At 76.0% G+C, this 25,990-nt stretch carries 20 protein-coding genes and 1 pseudogene; 10 read left to right on the top strand and 11 right to left on the bottom strand.

Going from position 1 to position 25,990, the window contains the following annotated elements:
• Positions 1–64: 64 nt before the first annotated feature.
• The gene (gene recA / locus V9U69_RS08170; protein ID WP_337061071.1) at positions 65–1,105 is read right to left on the bottom strand and encodes a recombinase RecA; all 1,041 of its coding nucleotides are present in this window, start codon (positions 1,103–1,105) and stop codon (positions 65–67) included.
• A gap of 280 nt (positions 1,106–1,385) precedes the next feature.
• Here recA and V9U69_RS08165 point away from each other — a divergent pair, with 280 nt between their 5' ends.
• Positions 1,386–2,369 carry an SMP-30/gluconolactonase/LRE family protein gene (locus tag V9U69_RS08165; protein WP_337061070.1) on the top strand — a complete coding sequence of 328 codons (984 nt, stop codon included), beginning with the start codon at positions 1,386–1,388 and terminating at the stop codon, positions 2,367–2,369.
• A 16-nt stretch (positions 2,370–2,385) separates the two neighbouring features.
• Here V9U69_RS08165 and V9U69_RS08160 read toward each other — a convergent pair whose 3' ends face one another.
• Positions 2,386–2,607 carry a DUF3046 domain-containing protein gene (locus V9U69_RS08160; RefSeq protein ID WP_337061068.1) on the bottom strand — a complete coding sequence of 74 codons (222 nt, stop codon included), beginning with the start codon at positions 2,605–2,607 and terminating at the stop codon, positions 2,386–2,388.
• Positions 2,608–2,707: 100 nt separating this feature from the next.
• Between V9U69_RS08160 and V9U69_RS08155 the strand changes: the two genes are divergently transcribed.
• The 6 genes from V9U69_RS08155 to V9U69_RS08130 all read left to right on the top strand — a co-directional run bounded on the left by V9U69_RS08155 (position 2,708) and on the right by V9U69_RS08130 (position 11,907).
• Complete coding sequence (locus V9U69_RS08155; protein WP_442907677.1) at positions 2,708–7,570, top strand: ATP-dependent helicase; 4,863 nt, start codon at positions 2,708–2,710, stop codon at positions 7,568–7,570.
• A gap of 276 nt (positions 7,571–7,846) precedes the next feature.
• A complete protein-coding gene (locus tag V9U69_RS08150) occupies positions 7,847–8,431 on the top strand; it encodes a hypothetical protein (protein WP_337061066.1) in 585 nt (194 codons plus the stop codon).
• Between the two features lie 110 nt (positions 8,432–8,541).
• Positions 8,542–9,219, top strand: a complete 678-nt coding sequence (locus V9U69_RS08145) for a response regulator transcription factor (RefSeq protein ID WP_337061065.1) — start codon at positions 8,542–8,544, stop codon at positions 9,217–9,219.
• Entirely contained in the window at positions 9,216–10,634 is a 1,419-nt protein-coding gene (locus V9U69_RS08140; RefSeq protein WP_337061063.1) for a sensor histidine kinase, read from the top strand. The genes V9U69_RS08145 and V9U69_RS08140 overlap by 4 nt, the downstream gene beginning before the upstream one ends.
• Positions 10,631–11,302 (top strand): GerMN domain-containing protein, encoded by a 672-nt coding sequence (locus tag V9U69_RS08135; protein ID WP_337061061.1) that lies wholly within the window; start codon positions 10,631–10,633, stop codon positions 11,300–11,302. Before V9U69_RS08140 ends, V9U69_RS08135 begins: the two co-directional genes overlap by 4 nt.
• Before the next feature lie 92 nt (positions 11,303–11,394).
• On the top strand, positions 11,395–11,907 hold the full coding sequence (locus tag V9U69_RS08130) for a hypothetical protein (protein ID WP_337061060.1): 513 nt from the start codon (positions 11,395–11,397) through the stop codon (positions 11,905–11,907).
• Between the two features lie 398 nt (positions 11,908–12,305).
• On the opposite strand, the pseudogene V9U69_RS08125 reads toward V9U69_RS08130, so the two are convergent.
• The 6 genes and pseudogenes from V9U69_RS08125 to V9U69_RS08100 all read right to left on the bottom strand — a co-directional run.
• Positions 12,306–12,498 (bottom strand): annotated as a pseudogene (locus V9U69_RS08125) (helix-turn-helix domain-containing protein); the annotation flags it as partial.
• Positions 12,499–12,701: 203 nt separating this feature from the next.
• On the bottom strand, positions 12,702–13,208 hold the full coding sequence (locus V9U69_RS08120) for a CinA family protein (RefSeq protein ID WP_337061059.1): 507 nt from the start codon (positions 13,206–13,208) through the stop codon (positions 12,702–12,704).
• Positions 13,205–13,789 (bottom strand): CDP-diacylglycerol--glycerol-3-phosphate 3-phosphatidyltransferase, encoded by a 585-nt coding sequence (gene pgsA / locus V9U69_RS08115; protein WP_337061058.1) that lies wholly within the window; start codon positions 13,787–13,789, stop codon positions 13,205–13,207. Before pgsA ends, V9U69_RS08120 begins: the two co-directional genes overlap by 4 nt.
• Positions 13,786–15,258 (bottom strand): 30S ribosomal protein S12 methylthiotransferase RimO, encoded by a 1,473-nt coding sequence (rimO, locus tag V9U69_RS08110; RefSeq protein WP_337061056.1) that lies wholly within the window; start codon positions 15,256–15,258, stop codon positions 13,786–13,788. Before rimO ends, pgsA begins: the two co-directional genes overlap by 4 nt.
• Positions 15,259–15,312: 54 nt before the next feature.
• Positions 15,313–16,158, bottom strand: a complete 846-nt coding sequence (locus tag V9U69_RS08105; protein ID WP_337061055.1) for an NYN domain-containing protein — start codon at positions 16,156–16,158, stop codon at positions 15,313–15,315.
• A 117-nt stretch (positions 16,159–16,275) separates the two neighbouring features.
• On the bottom strand, positions 16,276–18,849 hold the full coding sequence (locus V9U69_RS08100) for a DNA translocase FtsK (protein ID WP_442907676.1): 2,574 nt from the start codon (positions 18,847–18,849) through the stop codon (positions 16,276–16,278).
• Between the two features lie 381 nt (positions 18,850–19,230).
• Between V9U69_RS08100 and V9U69_RS08095 the strand changes: the two genes are divergently transcribed.
• Positions 19,231–20,403 (top strand): heparan-alpha-glucosaminide N-acetyltransferase domain-containing protein, encoded by a 1,173-nt coding sequence (locus tag V9U69_RS08095; RefSeq protein ID WP_337061053.1) that lies wholly within the window; start codon positions 19,231–19,233, stop codon positions 20,401–20,403.
• A gap of 10 nt (positions 20,404–20,413) precedes the next feature.
• Here V9U69_RS08095 and V9U69_RS08090 read toward each other — a convergent pair whose 3' ends face one another.
• The gene (locus V9U69_RS08090) at positions 20,414–21,730 is read right to left on the bottom strand and encodes a Gfo/Idh/MocA family protein (RefSeq protein ID WP_337061052.1); all 1,317 of its coding nucleotides are present in this window, start codon (positions 21,728–21,730) and stop codon (positions 20,414–20,416) included.
• Between the two features lie 144 nt (positions 21,731–21,874).
• On the opposite strand from V9U69_RS08090, the gene V9U69_RS08085 reads away from it, so the two are divergent.
• Complete coding sequence (locus tag V9U69_RS08085; protein WP_442907675.1) at positions 21,875–23,116, top strand: glycoside hydrolase family 27 protein; 1,242 nt, start codon at positions 21,875–21,877, stop codon at positions 23,114–23,116.
• A 66-nt stretch (positions 23,117–23,182) separates the two neighbouring features.
• Here V9U69_RS08085 and gdhA read toward each other — a convergent pair whose 3' ends face one another.
• Positions 23,183–24,532, bottom strand: coding sequence for an NADP-specific glutamate dehydrogenase (gdhA, locus tag V9U69_RS08080; RefSeq protein ID WP_337061049.1), 1,350 nt, complete (start codon positions 24,530–24,532; stop codon positions 23,183–23,185).
• A 152-nt stretch (positions 24,533–24,684) separates the two neighbouring features.
• The gene (locus tag V9U69_RS08075) at positions 24,685–25,332 is read right to left on the bottom strand and encodes a cyclase family protein (protein WP_337061048.1); all 648 of its coding nucleotides are present in this window, start codon (positions 25,330–25,332) and stop codon (positions 24,685–24,687) included.
• A 70-nt stretch (positions 25,333–25,402) separates the two neighbouring features.
• Between V9U69_RS08075 and V9U69_RS08070 the strand changes: the two genes are divergently transcribed.
• Positions 25,403–25,831, top strand: coding sequence for a ChaB family protein (locus V9U69_RS08070; protein ID WP_337061046.1), 429 nt, complete (start codon positions 25,403–25,405; stop codon positions 25,829–25,831).
• Positions 25,832–25,990 lie beyond the last annotated feature (159 nt).

Genomic DNA, 25,990 nt, shown 5'->3' with positions numbered 1-25,990 from the left:
GGGTCGACCTCCCGGTCCGGGTTCTCCTCCGGACCGGGGGGCCGCTGACCGCGAGCGCCTCGACTCAGAACGCGACCTCGGGCTCGGCCTCGGCCGGGGCGTCGATGCGGGCGCCGATGCCGAGCTTCTCCTTGATGCGCTTCTCGATCTCGTCGCCGAGGTCGGGGTTGTCGCGCAGGAAGGCGCGGGCGTTCTCCTTGCCCTGGCCCAGCTGGTCGCCCTCGTACGTGTACCAGGCGCCGGACTTGCGGACGAAGCCGTGCTCGACGCCGAGGTCGATCAGGCCGCCCTCGCGGGAGATGCCCTGGCCGTAGAGGATGTCGAACTCGGCCTGCTTGAACGGCGGGCTGACCTTGTTCTTGACGACCTTGACGCGGGTGCGGTTGCCGACGGGGTTGGTGCCGTCCTTCAGCGTCTCGATGCGGCGCACGTCCAGGCGCACCGAGGCGTAGAACTTCAGCGCCTTGCCGCCGGTCGTGGTCTCCGGCGAACCGAACATCACGCCGATCTTCTCGCGCAGCTGGTTGATGAAGATCGCGGTGGTGCCGGAGTGGTTGAGCGCACCGGTGATCTTGCGCAGCGCCTGCGACATCAGGCGGGCCTGCAGGCCGACGTGGCTGTCACCCATCTCGCCCTCGATCTCGGCGCGGGGCACCAGGGCCGCCACGGAGTCGATGACGATGATGTCCAGCGCCCCGGAGCGGATCAGCATGTCCGCGATCTCCAGGGCCTGCTCACCGGTGTCCGGCTGCGAGACGAGCAGCGCGTCGGTGTCGACGCCCAGCTTGGCGGCGTAGTCGGGGTCGAGCGCGTGCTCGGCGTCGATGAAGGCGGCGATGCCGCCGGCCTTCTGCGCGTTGGCGACGGCGTGCAGGGCGACGGTCGTCTTGCCGGACGACTCCGGCCCGTAGACCTCCACGACGCGACCGCGCGGCAGGCCGCCGATGCCGAGCGCGACGTCGAGGGAGATCGCCCCGGTGGGGATGACCTCGATGGGCGGGCGGCTCTCGTCGCCCAGACGCATGACGGAGCCCTTGCCGAACGACTTGTCGATCGCGGCCAGGGCGGATTCGAGGGCCTTCTCGCGGTCCGCGGGAGCGGGCATGTCCTCACCTCGGGTTGGGGTGGCCGACGCTTCGGCCCGGTGTGTTCTTCCGACCCGGGGAACGCTACGACCCGCCTCCGACACGACCCGTGCACGCGGCCCGGCGTGTGGAGAGCGGGACCGGACGGCCCCCTGTGGAACAGCGGCGATCCTATCCGTACAGGTGTTCGATGCCCAGCCCCGCGACCCGGCGGGTCCCGCCCGGAGTTGCGCCCTCCTAGGCTGCGCCCACCCACCGGCCGGCGGGACCCGCCCGGCCCCGAGCAGCGACGGAGCGCCCGTGAGCACCGAGACAGCCCCCACCGGCCTGCCGCAGTTCCTCGACGAGCGCGGACGCGCCCTGGTGGCCGGCGACGCCCGGCTGGAGCACCTGGGCACCGGCAGCACCTGGGCCGAGGGCCCGCTGTGGCTGCCCGAGGAGCGGGCGGTGGTGGTCAGCGACATCCCCGGCGACCGGGTGCTGCGCTGGGACGAGGCGGGCGGGCTGCGGGTGGACCGCGAGCGCGTCGGCTTCACCAACGGCCGCACCCTGGACCGCGAGGGCCGGGAGGTCTTCTGCTCGCACGGCCGGCGCTCCGTGGAGCGCCGCGAGCACGACGGTTCCACCACGGTGCTGGCCGACCGCTACGGCGGGGCGCGGCTGAACTCCCCCAACGACGTCGTCGTCGCCTCCGACGGCGCCGTGTGGTTCACCGACCCGCCGTACGGCATCAGCGTGCCGGAGGAGGGCCACGAGGGCTTCCGCGAGTACGGCGACAACCACGTCTTCCGCCTGGACCCGGCCACCGGGGAGCTGCGGGTGGTGGTGGCGGACGTGGAGGAGCCCAACGGGCTGGCGTTCTCGCCCGACGAGTCGCTGCTGCACGTCGCCGACACCTCCGCCGCCGCCACGCCGGGTGCCGGCTCGAACCGGCTGATCCGGGTCTACGACGTGCGCCGCGGCACCCCCGGCGGGCGCGGGCCGGACGCCCGCCCGGGCGGGCCGGTCGCCAAGAACGGCCGCGTCTTCGCGACGGTGGACCGCGGCCTGGCCGACGGCTTCCGCGTGGACACCGCCGGGAACGTGTGGACCTCGAACGGCGACGCCGTCACCGTCCTCGCCCCGGACGGGACGCGGTTGCTGGAGGTGGTCGTCGGCGAGGTCGTGGCCAACCTCTGCTTCGGCGGGCCGGAGGGCACCGACGTGTTCGTGGCGGCCTCCACGAGCCTGTACCGGCTGCGCACCCGCGCCACCGGCGCCGGCCTGTGGTGGCTGCGCGGCTGACCCCGCCGAGCGCCCGTCAGCGCTTCGGGGGCCGGTCCCTGCCCAGGCGCCGCTCCGGCGGCACGTCCATGGCGTCGCACAGCGCCAGCCACACCCGCTTGGGGTCCTCGCCGGCGTCCAGCGCCTGCAGCGGGGTGCGGTCGTCCAGGGCCAGCAGCACCTGGTCGTGGGCGAGGGAGCGCCCGTGGGCGCTGCCGAACTCGTCCTCCACCAGGGTCCAGAACTCGCTGACTCGCACGCGGGCAGGGTGCCACGCCGGCGCCGCCGCGACGACGGCGGGCGGGGCGGCGGGCGGGGGCACGGGCGGTGGCGGGCGCGTGTCGGAGGCGGGTGCTGTGATGTGCCCCGTGTCCCCCCGCGCCGCGCGACCCGCCCCCGTGAGCACCACCGCGCAGGGCGCCGGCCGCGGCGCGGGGCCGGACGAGCCTCCCGGCGCCGAGGAGGTCCTGGGGCGCTTCTCCCCGGCCACCCGCGCCTGGTTCACCGGTGCCTTCGAGGCCCCCACGCCGGCCCAGGTGGGCGCGTGGGACGCCGTCAGCCGCGGCCGCCACGCGCTGGTGGTGGCCCCCACCGGCTCGGGCAAGACGCTCTCGGCGTTCCTGTGGGCGCTGGACGGCCTGGCCGCCGAGCCGGTGCCGGAGGACCGGGACGTGCGCTGCCGGGTGCTGTACGTCTCGCCGCTGAAGGCGCTCGCGGTGGACGTCGAGCGCAACCTGCGCAGCCCGCTGACCGGCATCCGGCAGGCCGCGCAGCGCCTGGGGCTACCGGTGCCGGACGTGCGGGTGGGGGTCCGCTCGGGCGACACCCCCGCCGACGAGCGCCGCTCCTTCTCCCGCACGCCTCCGGACGTGCTCATCACCACCCCCGAGTCGCTGTTCCTGCTGCTGACCTCCAAGGCGCGCGAGCAGCTGCGCGGGGTGCGCACCGTCGTGCTCGACGAGGTGCACGCGATGGCCGGCTCCAAGCGCGGGGCGCACCTGGCGCTGTCGCTGGAGCGCCTGGACGCCCTGGTCACCGCGGCCGGCGGCGAACCGGCGCAGCGGGTGGGCCTGTCGGCGACGGTGCGCCCCGTGCAGACGGTCGCCGAGTGGGTCTCCGGGGGGCGGCCGGTGACGGTGGTGCAGCCGGAGTCCACCAAGCGCTTCGACCTGCGCGTCGTCGTGCCCGTGCCGGACATGAGCGAGCTGGACTCCTCCGGCCGCGGCCCCGCCGACGAGGACGACCTGACGGGGCAGGCCGCCGGCGACCCGCGGCGGGCCAGCATCTGGCCGCACGTGGAGGAGCGCATCGTCGACCTGGTGGCCGAGCACCGCTCCACGCTGGTGTTCGCCAACTCCCGGCGGTTGTCGGAGCGGCTGACCGCGCGGCTGAACGAGGTGTGGGACGAGCGCCTGGCCGCCGGCGCGGAGAACGGCGAGGACGGCGGTACCGCTCCCACGCCGGGCCCGGGCGGGGGTGTGCGCCGGGCGCCGGCGGAGTTCATGGGCGGGGCCGGGAGCGCGGTGGGCGCGCCGGCGGTGCTGGCGCGCGCGCACCACGGGTCGGTGTCCAAGGAGCAGCGCGCCGTCATCGAGGAGGAGCTGAAGGCGGGCCGGCTGCCCGCGGTGGTGGCCACCTCCAGCCTGGAGCTGGGCATCGACATGGGCGCGGTCGACCTCGTGGTGCAGGTGGAGTCCCCGCCGAGCGTGGCCAGCGGCCTGCAGCGGGTCGGGCGGGCCGGGCACCAGGTGGGCGCGGTCTCGCGCGGGGTGCTGTTCCCGAAGTTCCGCGGCGACCTGCTGCAGACGGCCGTCGTCGTCGAGCGCATGCGCGACGGGCGCATCGAGGAGCTGCGGGTCCCGGCGAACCCGCTGGACGTGCTGGCCCAGCAGGTCGTGGCGATGGTCGCGATGGACGAGTGGTCCGTGCCGGAGCTGCACGAGCTGGTCAAGCGGGCCGCGCCGTTCGCGACGCTCTCGCGCCCGGTGCTGGAGGCCGTGCTGGACATGCTCTCCGGGCGCTACCCCAGCGACGAGTTCGCCGAGCTGCGCCCGCGGCTGGTGTGGGACCGCGTCGCCGACACGCTCACCGGCCGCCCCGGCGCGCAGCGCCTGGCCGTCACCAGCGGCGGCACCATCCCCGACCGCGGCCTGTTCGGCGTGTTCCTGGCGAGCGGGGAGGGCCCGGGCCGACGCGTCGGCGAGCTCGACGAGGAGATGGTCTACGAGTCCCGCGTCGGTGACGTGATCACGCTGGGTTCCTCGGCGTGGCGGGTCGAGGACATCACCCACGACCGCGTGCTGGTCACGCCCGCCCCGGGCCAGCCCGGCCGGCTGCCGTTCTGGCACGGCGAGGCGCTGGGACGGCCCGCGGAGCTGGGCCGGGCGCTGGGCGCCTTCGTGCGCGAGCTGGGCTCGATGGACGGCGGGTTCACCGGTGCGGCGGCCCGCGAGCGGGTGCTGGCCTCCGGCATGGACGAGTGGGCCACCGACAACCTCGTGGCGTACCTGGCCGAGCAGCAGGAGGCCACCCGGCACGTCCCCGACGACCGCACGATCGTGGTCGAGCGCTTCCGCGACGAGCTGGGCGACTGGCGCGTGTGCGTGCACTCCCCCTTCGGCGGCCAGGTGCACTCCCCCTGGGCGCTGGCGCTGGGCGCGCGGTTGCGCGAGCGGTTCGGCGTGGACGTGCAGGCCATGCCCGCCGACGACGGCATCGTGCTGCGCCTGCCCGAGGTGGACCTGCCGGAGGGTCAGAGCCCCGACGTGGCCGACCTGGTGGCGTTCGAGGCCGACGAGGTCGCCGAGCTGGTGACCGCCGAGATCGGCGGATCGGCCCTGTTCGCGGCGCGCTTCCGCGAGTGCGCCGCACGGGCCCTGCTGCTGCCGCGACGCCAGCCCGGCAAGCGCCAGCCGCTGTGGCAGCAGCGCCAGCGCGCCGCGTCCCTGCTGGAGGTGGCCAGCCGGTTCGCGAGCTTCCCGATCGTGCTGGAGACGGTGCGCGAGTGCCTCTCCGACGTCTTCGACGTCACCGGCCTGGAGCAGCTCATGCGGGACGTGGCGGCGCGGCGGGTGCGCGTGGTGGAGGTGGAGTCGCAGCAGCCGTCGCCGTTCGCGCGGGGGCTGATGTTCGGCTACGTGGCGCAGTTCCTCTACGAGGGCGACTCCCCGCTGGCCGAGCGCCGAGCCGCCGCCCTGGCCCTGGACCCGGGCCTGCTGGCGGAGCTGCTGGGCCGCGGCGAGGGCGCGGCGCTGCGCGACCTGCTGGACCCGGAGGCCGTGGAGCGCACCGAGGCGGAGCTGCAGCGCCTGGCGCCCACCCGCCGCTGCGCCGACGCCGAGGACGTCGCGGACCTGCTGCGGGTGCTCGGGCCGCTGAGCACCGCGGAGGTCACCGCCCGCAGCGGCCGCTCCGCCCCTGACGAGGACCCCGTGGTGGTGCCCGAGGGCGAGGTGGCGCGCTGGCTCGTCGCGCTGGAGGAGGCGCGCCGCGTCATCCGGGTGCGCGTCGCCGGCGCCGAGCACTGGGCGGCGGTCGAGGACGCCGGCCGGCTGCGCGACGGCCTGGGCACCCCCCTGCCGGTGGGAGTGCCGGAGGCGTTCACCGAGCCCGTCGCCGACCCCCTGGCCGAGCTGCTCGGCCGGTACGCGCGCACCCGCGGGCCCTTCACCGTCGCCGACGCCGCGGCCCGCTTCGGCATCGGGCGGGCGGTCGCGCACGACGCGTTGCGCCGGCTGAAGGCCGCCGGCCGGCTCGTCGAGGGCGAGCTGCGACCGGGCGGCAGCGGCCTGGAGCTGTGCGACGCCGACGTGCTGCGGGTGCTGCGGCGCCGCTCCCTGGCCGCGCTGCGCGCCGACGTCGAACCCGTCGCCCCCCGCGACCTGGCCCGCTTCCTGCCCGCCTGGCAGGGCGTGGGCACGGGGCTGCGCTCGCGGCTGCGCGGCGTGGACGGCGTGCTGCGCGCCGTGGAGCAGCTCGCCGGGGCCGTCGTGCCGGCCAGCGCGCTGGAACCGCTCGTGCTCACCGCCCGCGTGGAGGGCTACTCCTCCGCGATGCTCGACGAGCTGACCGCCGCCGGGGAGGTGGTGTGGGCCGGGCACGGCAGCCTGCCCGGAGACGACGGGTGGGTCTCCCTGCACCCGGCCGACCTGGCGCCCCTGACGCTGCCGGACCCGGAGGACTCCGGCGTCGACGTGGACACCGAGCTGCACCGCGCCGTGCTCGACGCCCTCGGCGGCGGCGGCGCGTTCTTCTTCCGTGCCCTGTCCGACGCCGTCGGCTCCACCGACGACGTCGCCCTGGCCACGGCCCTGTGGGACCTGGTGTGGGCCGGGCGCCTGACCAACGACACCCTCGCGCCGCTGCGCAACCGCCTCGGCGGCGGGCGCGCCGCGCACCGCACCCGGCGGGCCGCGCCCCGCTCGCGCTACGCCCGCCCCGGCTCGGTGCGCCGCCCCGGCGCCGGGCTGCGCGGCGTCGAGGTGCCCTCGCGCGGCGGGCCGCCCTCGGCCGCCGGCCGCTGGTCCCTGCTGCCCGAGCGGGAGACCGACACCACCGTGCGCGCGCACGCGGCCGCCGAGGTCCTGCTGGACCGGCACGGGGTGCTCACGCGCGGCGCCGTGGCCGCCGAGCGGGTGCCCGGCGGGTTCGCCGCCGTCTACCGGGTGCTGGCCGCCTTCGAGGAGGCCGGGCGCGCCCGGCGCGGCTACTTCGTCGAGGGGCTCGGCGCCTCCCAGTTCGCGAACGCCGGCGCCGTCGACCGGTTGCGCGACAGCGCCCGCCCCCTGGGGGGACGCAGCCCCTCCCAGCGCCGCGACGAGCAGGCCGGGGTCCGCCCCGGGGCGCTGGTGCTGGCCGCCACCGACCCGGCCAGCCCGTACGGCGCGGCGCTGCCGTGGCCGGAGCGGCCCGAGGCGTCGGCGGGCGCGAGCGGGCACCGGCCCGGCCGCAAGGCCGGCGCGCTGGTGGTCCTCGTCGACGGCGACCTCGTGCTCTACGTCGAGCGCGGCGGGCGCTCGCTGCTGTCCTGGAGCCCGGACCCGCAGGTGCTGCAGCCCGCCGCGGACGCCCTCGCCCTCGCCGTGCGCGACGGCGCCCTCGGCAAGCTCACCGTCGAGCGCGCCGACGGCGCCGAGGTGCTCACCTCCGCCTCCCCGCTGGGCGCCGCGCTGGAGGCCGCCGGCTTCCACGCCACCCCCCGGGGCCTGCGGATCCGCTCGTGACCGGGCGAGCGCAGGCGGGCGCCCGCGCCCGAGGGTGACGTCGTGCGGCGCACCGCGACCCGCTCCGCGCAGCGCTGACGCGGGTCGGACGTCCGGCGCCGGACCGTCACACGCGCGTCACGGACAGCGGCTCCTGATGACGCTCTCGTGACAGCAGCGCCGACCTCCCCGTTCCGTCGCGCGGGCCGGCCCGGCACTGGCCACGGTGGACGTGCAGCGCCCCTCACGAGGTGGGCGAGAGGAAGACCGAGGACCACCGACGCACTGGAGGAAGCCGTGTTCAGCCGATTCCGCACCCGTCCCACCGCCCGCACCGCCGCGGCGGGCATCGTGGCCTTCGCCGCCTTCGGCGTCGCCGGCTGCAGCGAGACCGCCGGTGAGGAGGAGGGCACCAGCGTCGAGGACGTCCAGGAAGCCGACGAGGAGGCCCTGGAGGGCGAGGCCGCGGTCACGCCCTACGAGGGCGCCTACGACGGCACCTTCTACGACGACGTCAACACGTACGTCGGCCAGGAGGTCACCGTCTCCGCCGAGGTCGACAGCGTCGTCTCGCCGAACGCGTTCGTCATCGCCGGCACCGAGGACACCACCGTGGACCCGATGCTGGTCGTGGGCGCCACCGAGGTCTCCGGCCTGAGCGAGGGCACCCTGGTGGAGGTCACCGGCACCGTGCACGAGGCCTTCGACCTGCCGCAGGTCGAGGAGGACACCGGCGTGGACTTCGAGGACGACCTGTTCAACGACTACGACGCCGAGCCGTACATCGTGGCCACCACCGTGGAGGTGCCCGAGCAGGGGGACGAGGACATCGACACGGCGACGGCGACCGACTCGCCCACCAGCACGCCGGCGGCCTCCTGACGCGCCCTCTCGCCTCGTCGACGCCCCCGAACCGGTGAGGACCGCCCACGGGCCGCTCCCGTGCCGCCGGTGCGGGTGCGCCGCACCGGCACCGGCGGCAGGATGGCGCCGTGTCCCGGTCCGTGCTGGTCGTCGAGGACGACCCGATGGTCCGCCGGGTCGTCCGCATGACGCTGGCCGCCGAGGGCTACGAGGTCACCGAGGCGGAGAACGGCGAAGCAGCGCTGGAGCGGCTCGCCGAGGGTGGTGTGGACGCCGTCCTGCTGGACCTGATGCTCCCCGGCCTCGACGGGTTCGAGACCTGCCGGCGCATCCGCCGCAGCAGCGACGTCCCGGTGATCATGGTGACGGCCCGCGCCGACAGCCACGACGTGGTCGCCGGCCTGGAAGCCGGTGCCGACGACTACGTCACCAAGCCGTTCGTGCCCAAGGAGCTCACCGCCCGCCTGCGCGCGGCCCTGCGGCGCTCCCCGGCCGACGGCCCCTCCCCGCGGGTGGAGGCCGGCGACCTCGTCATCTCGCCCCGGGACGGGCTGGTGCTGCTGCACGGCGAGCCCGTCGACCTCACCCGCACCGAACTGCGCCTGCTGTGCGAGCTCGCCGCCGTGCCCGGCCGCGCCACGACCCGCGAGGAGCTGCTGGAACGCGTGTGGGGCTACGGGTACTTCGGCGACAGCAGGCTCGTGGACGTCCACGTGCGCCGGTTGCGCACCAAGGTCGAGGACGACCCGGCGCACCCCCGGCACGTCGTGACCGTGCGCGGGATCGGCTACCGGCTGCAACCGTGACGCCCGCCCCGTCGCCGGGCACGGGCAGCGCCCGGCGCGGCGACCACCGGCCCGCAGCGCCCTGGCGCACCCTGCGCGGGCGCGCCACCTTGCTCATCACCGGTCTCGTGCTCGTGCTGACCACCGCGACCACCCTGGCCGTGTGGACGGCCGTCTCCCAGTACCTGCTGGTGCAGCGCCAGCGCACGGCGGTCGCCCAGGCCAGCGCCAACGCCCTGCAGGTCGAGCGCGGCCTGCGCACCCGCGGCCTGCCCGCCCCCGACCTGCTGGCCCAGCTGCCCCGGGAGACCGGCTCCACGTCGCTGCTGCTGCGCCGCGGCGAGTGGACCACCACGTCCCTCAGCGTCGGGGCCGACGACCTGCCCACCGCCCTGCAGCAGGCCGTCGTGGACGGCCGCGCCGCCGCGCAGCGCGTGGAGGTGGACGGCGGCGTCGCCCTGGCGGTGGGCGTGCCCCTGGCCGGGATCGGCGAGGCCTACTTCGAGGTCTTCGGCCTGGACGAGCTGGACCGCACCTTCCGCGCCCTGAGCACGGGCATGACGGCGGGGACGGTTCTGCTGCCCTTCGCGGCCCTGCTGCTGGGCCGGTGGCTGACCCGACCCGCGCTGCGCCCCCTGGAGGAGGTGTCCACCGCGGCCGCCGCCATCGCCGCCGGGGACCTGGGCGCGCGCATCGACCCCCACGGGGACCCGCTGCTGGTGCCGCTGGCGACCTCCTTCAACGGCACCGCCCAGGCGCTGGAGCGCCGGGTGCTGGCCGACGCCCGCTTCGCCGCCGACGTGGCGCACGAGCTGCGCACCCCCCTGACGACGATCACCGCGGCGCTCGCCATCGTGCAGGCCCGCCGCGAGCACCTGCCCGACGACGCCCGCGAGGGCCTGGACCTGCTGGGGCACGAGCTCGGCCGGTTCCACCGCCTGGTGCTGGACCTGCTGGAGATCTCCCGCTCCAGCGGCGACGGCACCACCGCCGCCGTGGAGAGCGTGCTGCTGGCGGACCTCGTGGAGCACTCGCTGCCCGAGGCGCTGCGCCCCCTGCTCGTCGTGGAACCGGACGCCCGGCGGGTGCGGGTGTGCGCGGACAAGCGCCGCCTGCGCCAGGTCGTCGTCAACCTCGTGGAGAACGCCGAGCACCACGGCGCGGGCGCCACCCGCGTCACCGTCTCCTGCACCGCGCAGCGCGGTCTCGTCGCCGTCGACGACGCCGGTCCGGGCGTCGCCCCCACCGATCGCGAGCGGGTCTTCGAGCGCTTCGCCCGGGGCCGCACCGGCGACCGGGCCTCCACCGCCGGCGCCGGGCTGGGGCTGTCCCTGGTGGTGCGCCACGTGGAGGCGATGGACGCGGAGGTCGGCGTGGGCGACAGCCCCGACGGCGGGGCGCGCTTCGTCGTCTCGATCCCCCGGGAGGACGTGTGAGGAACCGGTGCGCCCTGTTCCTCACGGGGGCGCTGGTGGCGTCGCTGGCGTCCTGCGGCGTGCGGGCGCAGGACGAACCGACCACGGTGGCGCTGCCGGTGGTGACCAGTCCTTCGCGCACCGGGCCGTCCAGCGGCGTGTTCGTGCTGCAGACGTACTTCGTGCGCGGCGGCGACCTCGTGGCGGTGGAGCGGCGCACCGCCACCGCCACACCTCAGACGGCGCTGGACCAGCTCCTGGCCGGCCCCCGCCGCTCGGAGGTGCTGGACGACGTGCGCACCGCGGTGGCCCCGCAGGAGCTGACGGCGACCCCCGAGCCGGACGGTGAAGTGGTGGTCGCGGCCGGTCGCGACTTCGCCAACGTGGGCGGCGCGAACCAGTTGCTGGCGGTCGCCCAACTGGTGTGGACGCTGACCGAGCTCCCCGGCGTGAAAGGGGTCAGCTTCACCGTGGAGGGCCGCCCGGTGGAGGTGCCGACCGACGACGGCTTGACGAGCGCACCGGTGCAGCGCGAGGACTACGCCTCCGTGGCCCCACCGGACCTCCCGACGCCCACGAGCCCCGCCGTCCCGACGCCGAGCGGATCCCCCGCCCCGTCGCCGAGCACAGGTGAGTCCGGTGACGATCTCGTGACAGCCACGCCGGGGGACCTCCTCCGGGGGGCGTGAGCGGGCACGCCCCGCCACCCTGGGAGGAGCAGGACCACCCGTCCTCGGGCCGCCGCCCGAGGTCGAGCAGCACCGAGCCCCAGGAGGACACCGTGCCCAGCCACCACCACCGCCGCTCCCTGCGGACCGCCGCCGCCGGTGCCGTCGCCCTCGCCGCGCTGGGGCTGGCCGGGTGCGGCTCGCAGGAGGACGACCTGGTCGACGCCTTCCCGGAGGACGCCCAGGAGGCCGCGGTCGACGTCGCGGACGGCAGCGCCGAGGTCGTCTACGACGGCGTCTTCGACGGCACCTTCTACGAGCAGGTCGAGGACTGGGACGGGGAGCAGGTGACCCTGACGGCGCAGGCGGACGCCGTGGTCCCGCCGAACGCGCTGGTCCTCGTGCCCGAGGCGGGCACGGACGTCGACCCGCTGCTGGTGCTGAGCGAGTCGGAGCTGGACGGCGTGGAGGCGGGCGAGACCGTGCGGGTCACGGGTGCCCTGGGGGCGGCCTTCGACCTGCCCCGCTTCGAGGAGGACACCGGCGTGGAGCTGCCGGACGACCGCTACGACGACTACGACGCCGAGCCGTACCTGCTCGCGACGTCGGTGGAGGTCGTGCAGTAGCGCGAGGGCGACGAGCCCGCCGGCCCGCGCGGGCCGGTGGGCGGGCGCTCAGGCGGCGGGCAGCAGCCGGCGCCGCAGGACCAGTTCGAGCTCCTCGGGCAGGCCGTCCAGGTCCACCGGGAACTCCCTGCCGCGGCCGGCGAGGAGGTCCTCCAGCGCGGCGTCCACGATGGCGTCGACGGCCTGGTCCACGACCTCGTCGGCCACGGACGCGCGTTCGCGGCGGTCCTCCGCCGCCGCGGGGGCGGCCTCGACGACGGGCAGGCGCGGCGCGGTGGCGACAGCGCCGGTCCCCTTCGGGGAGGTGCGCGGCGACGCGGGGACGAGCCCCTCGGCGGTGAAACCGCGGGAGCCGCCCTCCTCGACGGCGATGCGGCGCGTCACCTCGCCGAGCACGTGCGAGAGCGGCACGTCCAGAGCGGTGCAGATGGAGGCCAGCAGCTCGCTGGACGCCTCCTTCTGGCCCCGCTCCACCTCGCTGAGGTAGCCCAGGGAGACGCGGGCGGTCGAGGAGACCTCGCGCAGGGTCCGCTGCTGGCCGCGGCGCTCGTCGCGCAGCACGTCACCGATCGTCCGGCGGAGCACGACCATGCGGCGGCCTCCCTCAGGGAGTCGAGGGGGCAGCCCTCGGAGGACCGGTCGTCCGTTCGGTGCTCCTCGGTCGCTGCCCGTGGTGGAACCACCACCGTACCCCGCGGGTCGTTCGGAAGGCGTGGTGGGAACGGGGTTGCGCACGTCCTGCTCAACTCCCGGGACGCGGCCGGTGTTCCGGGGGCGGGCCGTCGCGAGGAGCGTCACGCCGGCGGGGGCAGCAGCGCGGCGAGGTCGGCGAGCACCGCCTGGACCGCCGAGCGCCGCACCGCCGCCCGCTCCCCCGGCAGCCGCAGCAGGCGGGCGGTGGCACCGCCGGGCAGCACGTCGGCGGCGACGGCCACGAACACCGTGCCGGCCGGGTGGCCGTCGGCCGGTCCGGGGCCGGCGACGCCCGTGGTGGCCAGGCCGACGTCGGCGCCCAGGCGGGCGCGGGCACCGAGCGCCATCTGCCGGGCGACCTCGGCGTCCACGGGCCCGGTGCGGGCCAGCAGCGCGCCGTCCACGCCCAGCAGCGACGCCTTCAGCTCGGTGGCGTAGGCGACCACGGCGCCGCGCACCACGACGGAGGCGCCGGGCACGTCCACGAGCGCCGCGCACACCAGCCCACCGGTCAGCGACTCCGCGGTGGCGACCGTCAGCCCGGCCGCGCGCAGCGCGGCGACGACCCGTGCCGCGGTGGGCCCACCGGCGGGTGCGGGGACGCTCACCCGCGCAGCAGCTTCGCGCCGGCGGCGAAGTAGCCGCGGGCGCTGCTCAGGGTCAGCACCACGGCGGCGAGCATCACCAGCCAGGACGGCCAGTGCGTCCAGCCCGGCAGCGGCAGCACGAACAGCGCCACGGCGGTGGTCTGCACGACCGTCTTGACCTTGCCGCCGCGGTCGGCGGGCAGGATGTGCCCGCGGCGCACGAGGACGAAGCGCAGCAGCGTGACCAGGACCTCGCGGGCGAGGATCACCGCGGTCATCCACCACGGCACGCGGTCCTGCAGCGAGAGCACCACCAGCGCGCTGCCGATGAGCGCCTTGTCGGCCAGCGGGTCGGCGATCTTGCCGAAGTCGCTGACGGTGCCCCAGCGCCGGGCCAGGTGGCCGTCGTAGCGGTCGGTGACGCTGGCGGCGGCGAACACGCCCGCCGCGGCCAGGCGCCAGCGCCAGTCCTCCCCGCCGTCCTCGGCGAGGAACCACACGAACAGCGGCACGAGCAGCAGGCGCAGCACCGTCAGGGCGTTCGGCAGGTGCGCCCGGTGGGCGGTGCGCCAGCCGCCGGAGCCGTCGGTGCGGGCGTTCACGCGGGCACGGGCGCCTCCGCGCCCACCAGCGGCTCGGCGAGCAGGTCGGCGCCGGACACGCCCGTCACGCGGGCGCGCACCACGTCCCCGACGGCGGCGCGGGCGCCCGGCGGCAGGTCCAGCTCGGTCTCGCCGTCGACCTCCGGGCCCTGGTGCGCGGCGCGGCCCACCACGTGCGGGTCGCCGTCCTCGTCGACGACGGACTCCACGAGCACCTCCACCACCTCGCCGAGGCGCTCCTCGGCCCGCTGGGCCACCAGCTCCTCCACGAGCCGGCCCACGCGGTCGGCGCGCTCGGCGACGACCTCGGCGGGCAGGTGCCCGTCCAGGCCGGCGGCCTCGGTGCCGTCCTCGTCGGAGTACCCGAAGACGCCGACGACGTCGAGGCGGGCGCGCTCGAGGAAGGAGCAGAGCTCGTCGACGTCGGCCTCGGTCTCGCCGGGGAAGCCGACGATGACGTTGGAGCGGATCCCGGCCAGCGGGCTGCGCTCGCGCACCTGCTCCAGCAGCGCCAGGAACGGCTCGGTGCCGCCGAAGCGGCGCATGCGGCGCAGCACGGCGGGAGCGGAGTGCTGGAACGACAGGTCGAAGTACGGCACGACGCCGGGCGTGCCGGTGAGCGCGTCCAGCAGGCCGGGGCGCACCTCGGCCGGCTGCAGGTACGACACCCGCACCCGCTCGATGCCGTCGACGGCGGCGACCCGCGGCAGCAGCGCCTCCAGGGCGCGCAGGTCGCCGAGGTCCTTGCCGTAGCTGGTGGTGTTCTCGCTGACGAGGAACACCTCCTTCACGCCCTGCTCGGCCAGCCAGCGGGTCTCGGCGAGGACCTCGTCGGCGGGGCGGGAGACGAAGGAGCCGCGGAAGGCGGGGATGGCGCAGAACGTGCAGCGCCGGTCGCAGCCGGCAGCGATCTTCACCGGCGCCCAGGGCGCGGAGCCCAGCCGGCGGCGCACCACGCGCGGGCCGCTGGCCGGTGCCAGACCGGCGGGCAGGTCGGGCAGCTGCACGGCGGCGCGCGCGGCCTGGCGCTCGGCGGGGGCCAGCGGCAGCAGGGTGCGCCGGTCGCGCGGCACGTGCGAGGCCGGCCTCTCGCCGTGCAGGATCGCCTCGAGGTGGCTGGAGAGGTCGCCGTAGGAGTCGAACCCGAGGACGGCGTCCGCCTCGGGCAGCGACTCGGCGAGGTCCTTGCCGTAGCGCTCGGCCAGGCAGCCGACGGCGACGACGGCACCGGTGCGGCCGGAGTCCTTCAGGTCGGCGGCGGCCAGGACCGTGTCGATGGAGTCCTTCTTGGCCTGCTCGACGAAGCCGCAGGTGTTGACGACGGCCACGTCGGCGCCGTCGGGGTCGTCGACGAGGTCCCAGCCCGCGTCGGCGAGCCGGCCCGCCAGTTCCTCGGAGTCCACGTCGTTGCGGGCGCACCCGAGGGTGACGAGGGCGACGGAGCGGCGTTGCGCGGGGGTGCCTGGCACGTGCCCAGGGTACGCAGTCGGCGCCGGCTGCTCGCGCCGCGCGGGCGCGGACCCTCAGCCGGCCCGCAGGCGCGAGCCCGGCGGGCCGGGGTGCGGCACGCGAGCGGTCTCGCGGGCCGGTGGTGCGGGCACCCCGTCGCGCTCGGGCTCGGCGAGGGGGCCCGCGGTGGGCCCGGTGGTCGGCCCGGTGGTCGGCCCGGCGACGGCTCCGGCGTCCTGTCCGTGCGCACCGTCGTGCTCGACGGGGACACCCGCCGCGTCCGCGGCGGCGGGCGCGGGGTGGTCCTCCAGCAGCGCCCGCATGGACCGGGTCGGCCGGAACCAGCCGCCCCCGGGGGGCAGCGCCGACAGGCGGGTGCGCCCCAGCGAGACCTGGAACGCCCCCGGCACGTCCTCCAGGTCCACGAACTCGATGTGCGCGGACTCCTGCGCGTAGCCGGCCACCTCGGCGAAGGAGAGCACGACGCACCGCACGCCGGCGCGGTGCAGCTCCTCCAGCGGCGCGAGGAAGTTGCGGCCGTCGCCGCTGGCGACGACGAGGCGGCGCAGGCGGTGGCTGGCGGCGCGCTCGGTGATGTGCTGGAGCATGGCGTCGTCGACGTCGTCCTCGGGGTGCAGCTTCGGGCGCGCGAAGACGGCGTACCCGAAGCTGCGCAGCGCCTCGATCCAGCCGCGCAGGGAGACGGCGGCGGTGGGCTGGACGTTGGTGAACACGCAGCCCTCGACCTCGTGGTCACCGGCCCCGGCGAGGAACCACCGGGCGATCGCGTCGAAGCGGGGCCGGTCGGAGGAGGCCGGGCGCGAGCCGAGGATGGCCGAGAGGGTCATGTCGATGTTGGGCGCGTCCCACACGAGCAGGTCGAGGTCCCGGGCGGGCTCGTGGGGTCGCGGCGAGTCCATGCGCTCAAAGTTACACGGAGAGTCACCGAGCTGCGACGCAACGCACCGTCAGTTGTGACGCCACGTACAACTAGCGGCAACTTCCCGTCACCGACCGGCGAGCCGCCCGTCTCGGCATCAGCGCTGCGTGAGCTCCCACGCGTCCTCGGACCCCTCGGCCTCGACCTCCTCCGGAACCTGACCGGCACCGGGCTCCACCGCCCGCGGCGGCTCCTCCCCGCGCATCAGGGCCAGCGTGGCCGGCAGGTCCTCCGGCCGCACCAGCACGTCGCGCGCCTTGGAGCCCTCGCTGGGCCCGACCACCCCGCGCGACTCCAGCAGGTCCATCAGCCGGCCCGCCTTGGCGAAGCCGACGCGCAGCTTGCGCTGCAGCATCGAGGTGGAGCCGAACTGCGTGGTCACCACCAGCTCGGTCGCCTGCAGCAGCACCTCGAGGTCGTCACCGACCTCCTCGTCGATCTGCTTCTTCTGCGCGGGCGCCACCACGTCGTCGCGGTACGTCGGCGCCAGCTGCGACTTCACGTGCGAGACGACGGCCTCGATCTCGCTCTCGGTGACCCACGCCCCCTGCACCCGCATCGGCTTGGAGGCACCCATCGGCAGGAACAGCGCGTCGCCCTGCCCGACCAGCTTCTCCGCACCGGGCTGGTCCAGCACGACCCGCGAGTCGGCCAGCGAGGAGGTGGCGAACGCCAGGCGCGAGGGCACGTTCGCCTTGATCAGGCCGGTGACGACGTCCACCGACGGCCGCTGGGTGGCCAGCACCAGGTGGATGCCGGCGGCGCGCGCCAGCTGGGTGATGCGCTGGATGGAGGCCTCCACGTCGCGGGGGGCGACCATCATGAGGTCGGCCAGCTCGTCGACGATCACCAGCAGGTACGGGTAGGGCTGCAGCACGCGCTGCGAGCCCTCCGGGGGCTTGACCTTCCCCGCCCGCACGGCCTTGTTGAAGTCGTCGATGTGCTTGAAGCCGAACGCGGCGAGGTCGTCGTAGCGCAGGTCCATCTCGCGCACCACCCACTCCAGGGCCTCGGCGGCCTTCTTGGGGTTGGTGATGATCGGCGTGATGAGGTGCGGGATGCCCTCGTAGATCGTCAGCTCCACGCGCTTGGGGTCCACCAGGACCATGCGCACCTCGTCGGGCGTGGCCCGCATGAGGATCGAGGTGATCATGGAGTTGACGAAGCTCGACTTGCCGGCGCCGGTGGCGCCCGCGACCAGCAGGTGCGGCATCTTCGCGAGGTTGGCGATGACGAAGCCGCCCTCGACGTCCTTGCCCACACCCATGACCATCGGGTGCTCGCTGCGGGTGGCCACGGCGCTGCGCAGCACGTCGCCGAGGGAGACGGTCTCGCGGTCGGTGTTGGGGATCTCGATGCCGATCGCGGACTTGCCGGGGATCGGGGACAGGATGCGCACGTCGGCGCTCGCCACCGCGTAGGCGATGTTCTTCGACAGCTGCGTGACGCGCTCGACCTTCGTGCCGGCGCCCAGCTCCACCTCGTAGCGGGTGACCGTCGGGCCGCGCGAGAAGCCGGTGACGCGCGCGTCGATGCCGAACTGGTCCAGCACCCCCGTCAGCGCCTCGACGACGCGGTCGTTGGCGGCGCTGCGCTCCTTGGGGGGCGTGCCGGGGTTGAGGCTGGCGGGCTCGGGCAGCGCGTAGGTGACGTCGCCCGCCAGGGCGAGCTGCTCGATGCGCGGGGGCATCGGGGTGTGCGGCGGCGCGGGCAGGTCCTTGGGCTTGGCCGCCGGGACCGCGGCGGCGTCGACGGCGGGCCCCGCTGCGCCCGCGCGCGCGGAGGGCGGGTCCGAGGGCACCGGCCGGCGCTCGCCGGGCCGGGGGCGCGCACCCGCGGCGTCCTCGTCCGCAGCGGGCGCCGGGGGCGCGTCCTGCTCGCGGGGGACGGTGGTCACGGCCGTCTCGAACGCCTCGTCGCCGGCGCGGGCCTCCAGCTCCAGCTCGCGCTCGCGGCGGCGCTTGCGCGCACGGGACTCCTTCGGCTCCGCCTCCTCGCCCTGCGCGGCGGCGCGCGCCCGGGCCAGCGCCGAGGCGGGCAGGTCCTTGCGGCGGCCGGCCCCGCCCCCCGCGGTGCCCGCCTCGTCGGCGGCCTGGTGCGGGCGGTGGGTCAGGCGCTCGTACACCTCCCGCAGCCGCTCCGGGATGGCGTGCACGGGCGTGGCGGTGAGGACGAGCAGGCCGAAGAAGCCCATCAGCAGCAGCAGCGGGACGGTGACCCAGCCCGTCAGGGCGGAGGAGAGCGGCCCGGCGACGAGGAAGCCGACCATCCCGCCGGCGTCGGTGACGACGTCGGCGCCGGCCGGACCGGTCGGCGAGGGCGCGTCGGCGGCCAGGTGCACCAGGCCCGCGGCGGACAGCGTCAGGGCGGTGGTGCCCACGACGGCGCGGGTGGTGGTCCGGGTGCGGTCGGGGTGGCGCAGCAGGTGCACCGCCAGGCCGAGCAGCACGAGCGGCAGGGCGAGCGCCACCTCGCCGAAGGTGCCGGCGGCCACGGTGTGGATCACCTCGCCGGCGCGGCCGGGCAGCCCCCACCACTCCCGGGCGGCGACGACGAGGGCGAGGCCCAGCAGGGCCAGGCCGGCGCCGTCGCGGCGCAGCTCGGGGTCCAGGTCGCGCGCGCCGGTGCCGACGCGGCGGGCGGCGCCGCCGACCACGTGGGCGCAGCCCATCCAGATCGCCGTCAGGGCCCGCACGGGCCAGCTGGGGCCGGTGCGGACCGGCCCGGCGGGCGCGACCCGCTTGGCGGGGGCGCGCCCGGAGGCGGGGCGCGCACCGCCCCGGGCGCGGGCCGGGCTCGCGGACGCGCGGCCGGACGTCTTGGCGGTGCCGGCCTTGGCCACCGTCGACCCCCTCCCCTGCGACGTGCGGGCGGACGCGGAGCGGGGAGCGGGCGCACGGCCCCCGCTGCCCCTGGCCCCCTTCCCCGGCGCGGTGGTGCGTGCGTTGGTGCGGGGGGCCATGCGCCTCACCGTACCCAGGGCGGGCGCGCTCGGCCGGGCGGCGCGCCAGCACCCGGGTGCGGGGCGGGGCGGGCGGGCCAGACTGTGCCCGTGCCGCCCCCCTCCCCCGCCCCGCCCCCCGTGCCCGCGCCGGCCGCGGCGGCACCCGCCGCGCGCGTGGTGGGCGTGGACCTGGCGCGGGCGGTGGCGATCGCGGGGATGGTGGCGGTGCACGTGCTGCCGGAGTCGTCCGCGGGGGCGGCGGGGTGGCTGTACGACCTGGCGGACGGGCGGGCCTCGGGGCTGTTCGCGGTGCTGGCCGGGGTGTCGCTGGGGCTGTCCACGCGCCGCACCGCGCCGGTGGCGCGCTCGCGGGCCGCGGCCCGGGTGGGCGTGGCGGTGCGCGGGCTGCTGGTGGCGCTGCTGGGCCTGGCGCTGGTGAGCGCCGGCAGCCGCGTCGCGATCGTCCTGCCGTACTACGGCGTGGCGTTCGTGGTGGTCCTGCCGGTGCTGTGGTGGCCGGCGCGCCGCCTGGCGGTGCTGGCCGGGGCCTGGCTGGTGGCGGGCCCGCTGCTGGGCTTCGCGCTGCGCGACGCGTACGCGCTGGACCCCGCGTACCAGCAGCCCACGCTGCTGGACCTGGTCCACCCGGCCGAGCTGCTGCGCACGCTGCTGCTGACCGGCTACTACCCGGTGCTCGGCTGGACGGGGTACCTCGTGCTGGGCCTGGCGGTGGCGCGCGCCGGGCTGGTGGGGGTGCCGGCCGCGCTGCGGCTGCTGGGGGCGGGTCTGGTGCTGGCCGCGGGGGCGTGGACGGTCAGCGCGCTGCTGCTGGGGCCGGGTGGCGGGCTGGCGCGGCTGGCGGAGCTGGGTGTGGCGCCGGGGACGCCGTGGTGGACGTTCCACGGCACGGTGCCGACGGCCTCGCCGTGGTTCCTGGCGGTGGCGGAGCCGCACTCGGGCACGCCGCTGGACCTGCTGCACACCTGCGGCACGGCGCTGGTGGTGCTGGGCGCGGCGCTGCTGCTGCCGAGGGCGCTCACGCGGTTCCTGGTGCCGGTGGCGGCGTTCGGGTCGATGCCGCTGTCGGTGTACACCGCGCACGTGCTGGCGCTGGCGGTGCACCCCGGCGACAGCCCGGCGCTGCTGGCGGCGCACGTGCTGGTGGGGGTGGCGCTGGCCACGGCGTGGCAGCTGGCGGCCGGGCGCGGCCCGCTGGAGGAGGCCCTGTCCTCGGCGGCGCGCGGTGCGGCGGGGCTGGTGGCACCGGCCGCACCGCGCTGAGGCGGGACGGTCAGCCGCGGCCCCACAGGCCGAGCTGCTCGACCGCGACGGGCTGCCCGCTCGCCAGGGAGGCGTTGCCGGCGATCCCCACGGCGACGGCCCGCACGCCGTCGGTGTAGTCGGCCTGGGTGCCCAGGGGGTCCTCGCCGGGGCCGACGAACACGTCGCGCAGCAGCTTGACGTCGCCGCCGCCGTGGCCGCCCTCGCCGTTCTCGATCGGCACCTCCCGGGCGGTGCCCCAGTGCTCCTGCACGAGGAGGCGCTCGGAGACGGGGCGGGCGGCGGCCTCGTCGCGGGCCTCGGGGACGGCGCTGGGGTCGATGCCGGCGCGGGCGGAGACGGCGCCGCGCTCGACGACGGTCAGCTCGGCGCGCCCGGCGGTGCCGTTGACGGCGACGGTGTACCCCTCCCAGGGCGCGTGGGCGTTCAGGGAGTACGACATGGACGGCCCGCCGGCGTAGTCGACGACGAGGGAGAGGTTGTCCTCGATGTCGATCTCGCCGCTGAAGACGTCCTGGTCGCGCACGTAGCCGTCGTGCTCCTCGTTGGCCAGGTACAGCTGCTCCAGCAGCTCGTCGCGGCGCAGGTCGAGCTGGAAGGGGTCGGTGGCGTCGCCGCCGGTGCCGCGGGCGGGGCGCGGGCCCAGGCCGCGGGCTGCGGCGTTCTTCGGGCCGTAGAACCGCAGTCCGCCGCTGGCGAAGACGCGGCGGGGCTCGTCGTCGATCCACCAGTTCACCAGGTCGAAGTGGTGGGAGGCCTTGTGCACGAGCAGGCCGCCGGAGTTCTCCTTGCGGCGGTGCCAGCGGCGGAAGTAGTCGGCGCCGTGCACGGTGTCCAGCACCCACTCGAAGTGCACGGACGTGACGGTGCCGATGGCGCCGGAGGCGACGACGCGCTTGAGGGCGGTGTTGCGCGGGGAGTAGCGGTAGTTGAACGTCATGACGACGGATCGGCCGCTGCTGCGCACGGCCTCGACGATGCGGCGGGCGCCGTCGGCGTCGGTCGCCAGCGGCTTCTCCACCACGACGTCGGCGCCGGCCAGCAGGGAGCGGGACACGAGGTCGGCGTGGGTGTGGTCGGGGGAGGTGACGACGACCCGGTCCAGGCGCTCGTCGGCGATGACGCGTTCCAGCTCGTCCGGGTGGAACAGCCGGGGCGCCTGCGCGCCGGCGGCGACGGCGGCGTCGCGGTGGAACTGCGCGCGACCGGGGTTGGTGTCGCCCAGGGCGACCAGCGCGGCGTCGGCGGCGTGCGCCCCCGTCATCGCGCCGACGTACATCCGGGCGCGCGAACCGCACCCCACGAGGCCGTAGCGGCGCTGAACCATCGTCTCTCCTTCGAGCACGCGTCGTGAAAGCCTTTTCCCGCCTCGAACCGTAGGCTCCGGGCCGAACGCCGTCAACGACGAGGAGCACCGGTGCCCGAGCACGCGCCCGACCCCGCCGCGGGGGTCCTGGCCCCCACCCCGCCGATGGGCTGGAACAGCTGGGACTGCTTCGGCACCACCGTGACCGAGGCCGAGGTGCTCGCCAACGCGGACCACCTGGCCGAGCACCTGCTCCCGCACGGCTGGGACACCGTCGTGGTCGACATCCAGTGGTACGAGCCGGTGACGCGGGCGGGCGGCTACCGGCCGGTGTCCGAGCCGGTGCTGGACGCGCACGGGCGGCAGCTGCCGGCCCCGAACCGCTTCCCCTCCGCCGCCGGCGGCGCGGGTTTCGCCCCGCTGGCCGCGGCCGTGCACGAGCGCGGGCTGAGGTTCGGCCTGCACGTCATGCGCGGGATCCCCCGCAGGGCCGTCGAGCTGGACCTGCCGGTCCTCGGCACGGACGCCACCGCGCGCGACGTCGCGGTGCCGGAGGACGACTGCGCCTGGAACCCGGACAACGTCGGCGTGGACCTGGACCACCCCGCCGGGCAGGCCTGGTACGACGCGCAGGTCGCGCAGTTCGCCGCCTGGGGCGTGGACTACCTCAAGCTCGACGACGTCCTGCACCCGTACCACGACCGCGACGTGGCGGCGTACGCGACGGCGATCCGCCGCAGCGGGCGAGCGATCGTGCTGTCCCTGTCCCCCGGCCGGCGGCTGTCCCTGGCCCGCGCGGAGCACCTGCGGGCGAACGCGCAGGTGTGGCGGGTCAGCGACGACCTGTGGGACCGCTGGGAGGACGTGCGCGAGCAGTTCCAGCGCGCCGCCCGCTGGGCCCCCGGTCAGGGACCGGGCGGCTGGGCGGACCTGGACATGCTGCCGCTGGGCCGCGTCGGCATCCGGGCCGAGCGCGGCGAGGACCGCCTCAGCCGCCTCACCGACGACGAGCAGCGCACGCTGGTGACCCTGTGGTGCATCGCCCGCTCACCGCTGATGTTCGGCGGGCACCTGCCGGACACCCCGCCGGCCACGCACGCGCTGCTGACGAACGACGCGGTGCTGGACGTGCTGCGCAACAGCTCGGGCAACCGGGAGGTGGTCCGGGACGAGGAGCTGGTGGTGTGGACGGCGCAGCTGCCCGGCGGCACGTGCGTGGCGGTGTTCTGGCTCGGCGAGGAGCCCAGCGGGCCGCTGCGGCTGAGCGCCGGCGACCTGGGTGCGGAACCACCGGCGTCCGTCCGGGACCTGTGGTCCGGCGAGGAGCTCGCCCCGGCCGGCGGTGCCGTGGAGGTGGAGGTGCCCGCGCACGGCACCCGGCTGCTGCTGCTGGCGCCGGCCGGCTGAGGGCGCCGCACGGGCCCACCGGTCGGTGACGCCGGCGCCGCCCGGGATCCGGGCGGCGCCGGTGCGTCACACCAGGCCGTGGGCGTGCATGGCCTCGGCCACGCGGACGAAGCCGGCGATGTTGGCGCCGGCGACGAGGTCACCCGGGGTGCCGTACTCCTCGGCGGCCTGCGCGCAGCGGGCGTGGATGTCGTGCATGATGCGCTCCAGCCGCGCCTCGGTGTGCTCGAAGGTCCAGCTGTCGCGGGAGGCGTTCTGCTGCATCTCCAGGGCGGAGGTGGCCACCCCGCCCGCGTTGGCGGCCTTGCCGGGGCCGAAGGCCGTCCCGGCCTGCCGGAACACCGCCAGCGCCTCGGGCGTGGAGGGCATGTTGGCGCCCTCGGACACGGCGATGCACCCGTTGCGCACCAGCCGCGCGGCCGCGTCGCCGTCCAGCTCGTTCTGGGTGGCCGACGGGATCGCGACGTGGCAGGGCACGTCCCACACGGAACCGCCGGCGACGTGGCGGGCGGAGCGGACGCGCTCGGCGTAGTCGGTCAGGCGCCCGCGCTCGACCTCCTTCACCTGCTGCAGCAACCCCAGGTCCAGCCCCGCCTCGTCGACGACGTACCCGCCGGAGTCGGAGCAGGCGATCACCTTCGCGCCCAGCTGGGTCGCCTTCTGCACGGCGTAGAGGGCCACGTTGCCGGAGCCGGAGACCACGACGGTGCGCCCCTCCAGGGAGGTTCCCCGGGCGGCGAGCATCTCCGAGGCGAAGAACGTGGCGCCGTACCCGGTCGCCTCGGTGCGCACCCGCGCCCCGCCCCAGCTCAGGCCCTTGCCGGTGAGCACCCCGGACTCGTACCGGTTGGTGATGCGCTTGTACTGGCCGAACAGGTAGCCGATCTCGCGGGCGCCGACGCCGATGTCCCCGGCGGGCACGTCGGTGTGCTCGCCCAGGTGGCGGTAGAGCTCGGTCATGAAGGACTGGCAGAACCGCATGACCTCCGCGTCGGAGCGGCCCTTGGGGTCGAAGTCGGAACCGCCCTTGCCCCCGCCGATCGGCATGCCGGTCAGGGCGTTCTTGAAGATCTGCTCGAACCCCAGGAACTTGACGATGCCCAGGTACACGGAGGGGTGGAAGCGCAGGCCGCCCTTGTACGGGCCCAGGGCGGAGTTGAACTCCACGCGGAAACCGCGGTTGATGTGCACCTGGCCCTGGTCGTCGGTCCACGGCACCCGGAAGATGATCTGCCGCTCAGGCTCGCAGATGCGCTCGATCGTCTTCAGCTCGGTGTACTCCGGGTGGCGCGCCAGCACGGGGGCCAGCGACTCGAGCACCTCCCGAACGGCCTGGTGGAACTCCCCCTCAGCGGGGTTGCGGCGGACGACGTCCTCGTAGACGGCCTCGACGTTCGGGGCGACGGCGTGGCTCACGACGGCGCTCTCCCTTCTGCGGCGGTGCGGAACGGCGGGCTGGGCTCTGCGCGCCGGGCTGTCGGCAGCCTAACCACCGGTGCGGTGGGCAGGCGCAGCAGCGTCGGCGCCGAGGGTGCCGCGACCGGGCGGGCGGACCGGGTGCCCGCCCCTCACGCGGGGACGAGGAACGCGCGGGCCGGGGCGCCGTCGGCACCGGGTACCAGCAGCGGCAGGCACGTCAAGGAGTACGCGCCCGGCGCCACGCCGCGCAGGTCCAGCGCCTCCACCACGACGACGCCGGCCCGCAGCAGCGTCTCGTGCGCCGGCGCGGGGTCGTCGAACGGGGCGATGGACAGGTAGTCGATCCCCACCAGGCGCACCCCGCGCTCGACGAGGACGGCGGCGCCGTCACCGGTCAGCGCCGGGAAGTCCTCGCTGAACCCCGGGCCGTCCCACAGCGCGCCGCCGCGGGTGCGCAGCAGCACGCGCTCGGTGCCTTCGGGCAGCGCCAGCGCCCGCACGGCGGCGGCGTCCAGGTGCCCCTCGGGGCCGGTGGCGTCGACCACCCGGCACGGGCCGACGAGCGCGTCCAGGGGCACGGTCTCGATCCCGCCGGCACCGTCGAGGAAGTGCACGGGGGCGTCGACGTGGGTGCCGCAGTGCGCCGAGCAGGTCAGGCGGGAGACGTTGGCCCCCTCGGCCGCGAGGGTCTGGTGCCGCTCGACGACCAGCTCGGTGTCACCGGGGTACAGCGGGACCCGCCCGGGCACCAGCGGCACGGTCACGTCGATCAGGGTCCTGGACGGGGCCTCGTCCACGTCGTCCTCCTCGGCCACCGGGGCGGCGCCGCCGCGGTTCGGCGACCCCCGTCACGGGTAAGCCTCCCGCATGGCCGACAAGGAGGGGAAGAACGAGAACCCCGATCCCGAGGAGCTGCCGAGCACCGTCGCCCGCTCCGACGCGAAGGCGCAGCGCACGTACGCGAAGACGCTGGAGCACGCCGAGGACGAGTACGGCGACGGCGAGCGCGCGCACCGGACCGCCTACGCCGCGCTGAAGCACACCCACGAGAAGGTCGGTGACCACTGGGAGCCGAAGGGCCGCGAGGGCCCTTCGGACGCGCAGGCGGAGGGTGGGCGCGACACCGACCGGGAGACCGCGGGCGGGGTGGACGCGAACGCGACCAAGGAGCACCTGATGGACGTGGCCCGGCGCCTGGACGTCCACGGCCGCTCGTCCATGACGAAGGACGAGCTGGTGCGGGCGATCCGGAAGGCGAACGACCGGGAGACGCGGAAGTCGCGCGAGGAGGAGTGACGGGTCCTCGCGCATGATCCCGCCCCCGCGGGGTACGTGTGGTGCACCAGCGGTTCGAGCGAGAGGAGGCGTCGTCGTGGGACTGATCTCCGGCGTCCTGAAGGGCGCAGCGGTTCAGAAGATCGTCAGCAGGCTCGCGGGCGGCAAGCGCCGCTCCTG

This window comes from Kineococcus sp. G2 (genome assembly GCF_037154035.1).
GTDB lineage: Bacteria > Actinomycetota > Actinomycetes > Actinomycetales > Kineococcaceae > Kineococcus.
Note: the sequence above shows the minus strand (reverse complement) of the source record. Positions and strands in the feature narration are given on the sequence as shown.

Coding starts and splice junctions, on each gene's coding strand:
- V9U69_RS08155 (WP_442907677.1), top strand. CDS start 2,708: ATGTGCCCCGTGTCCCCCCGCGCCGCGCGACCCGCCCCCGTGAGCACC.
- V9U69_RS08090 (WP_337061052.1), bottom strand. CDS start 21,730: ATGGTTCAGCGCCGCTACGGCCTCGTGGGGTGCGGTTCGCGCGCCCGG.
- V9U69_RS08085 (WP_442907675.1), top strand. CDS start 21,875: ATGGGCTGGAACAGCTGGGACTGCTTCGGCACCACCGTGACCGAGGCC.
- V9U69_RS08070 (WP_337061046.1), top strand. CDS start 25,403: ATGGCCGACAAGGAGGGGAAGAACGAGAACCCCGATCCCGAGGAGCTG.
- V9U69_RS08100 (WP_442907676.1), bottom strand. CDS start 18,849: ATGGGCTGCGCCCACGTGGTCGGCGGCGCCGCCCGCCGCGTCGGCACC.
- V9U69_RS08105 (WP_337061055.1), bottom strand. CDS start 16,158: ATGGACTCGCCGCGACCCCACGAGCCCGCCCGGGACCTCGACCTGCTC.
- recA (WP_337061071.1), bottom strand. CDS start 1,105: ATGCCCGCTCCCGCGGACCGCGAGAAGGCCCTCGAATCCGCCCTGGCC.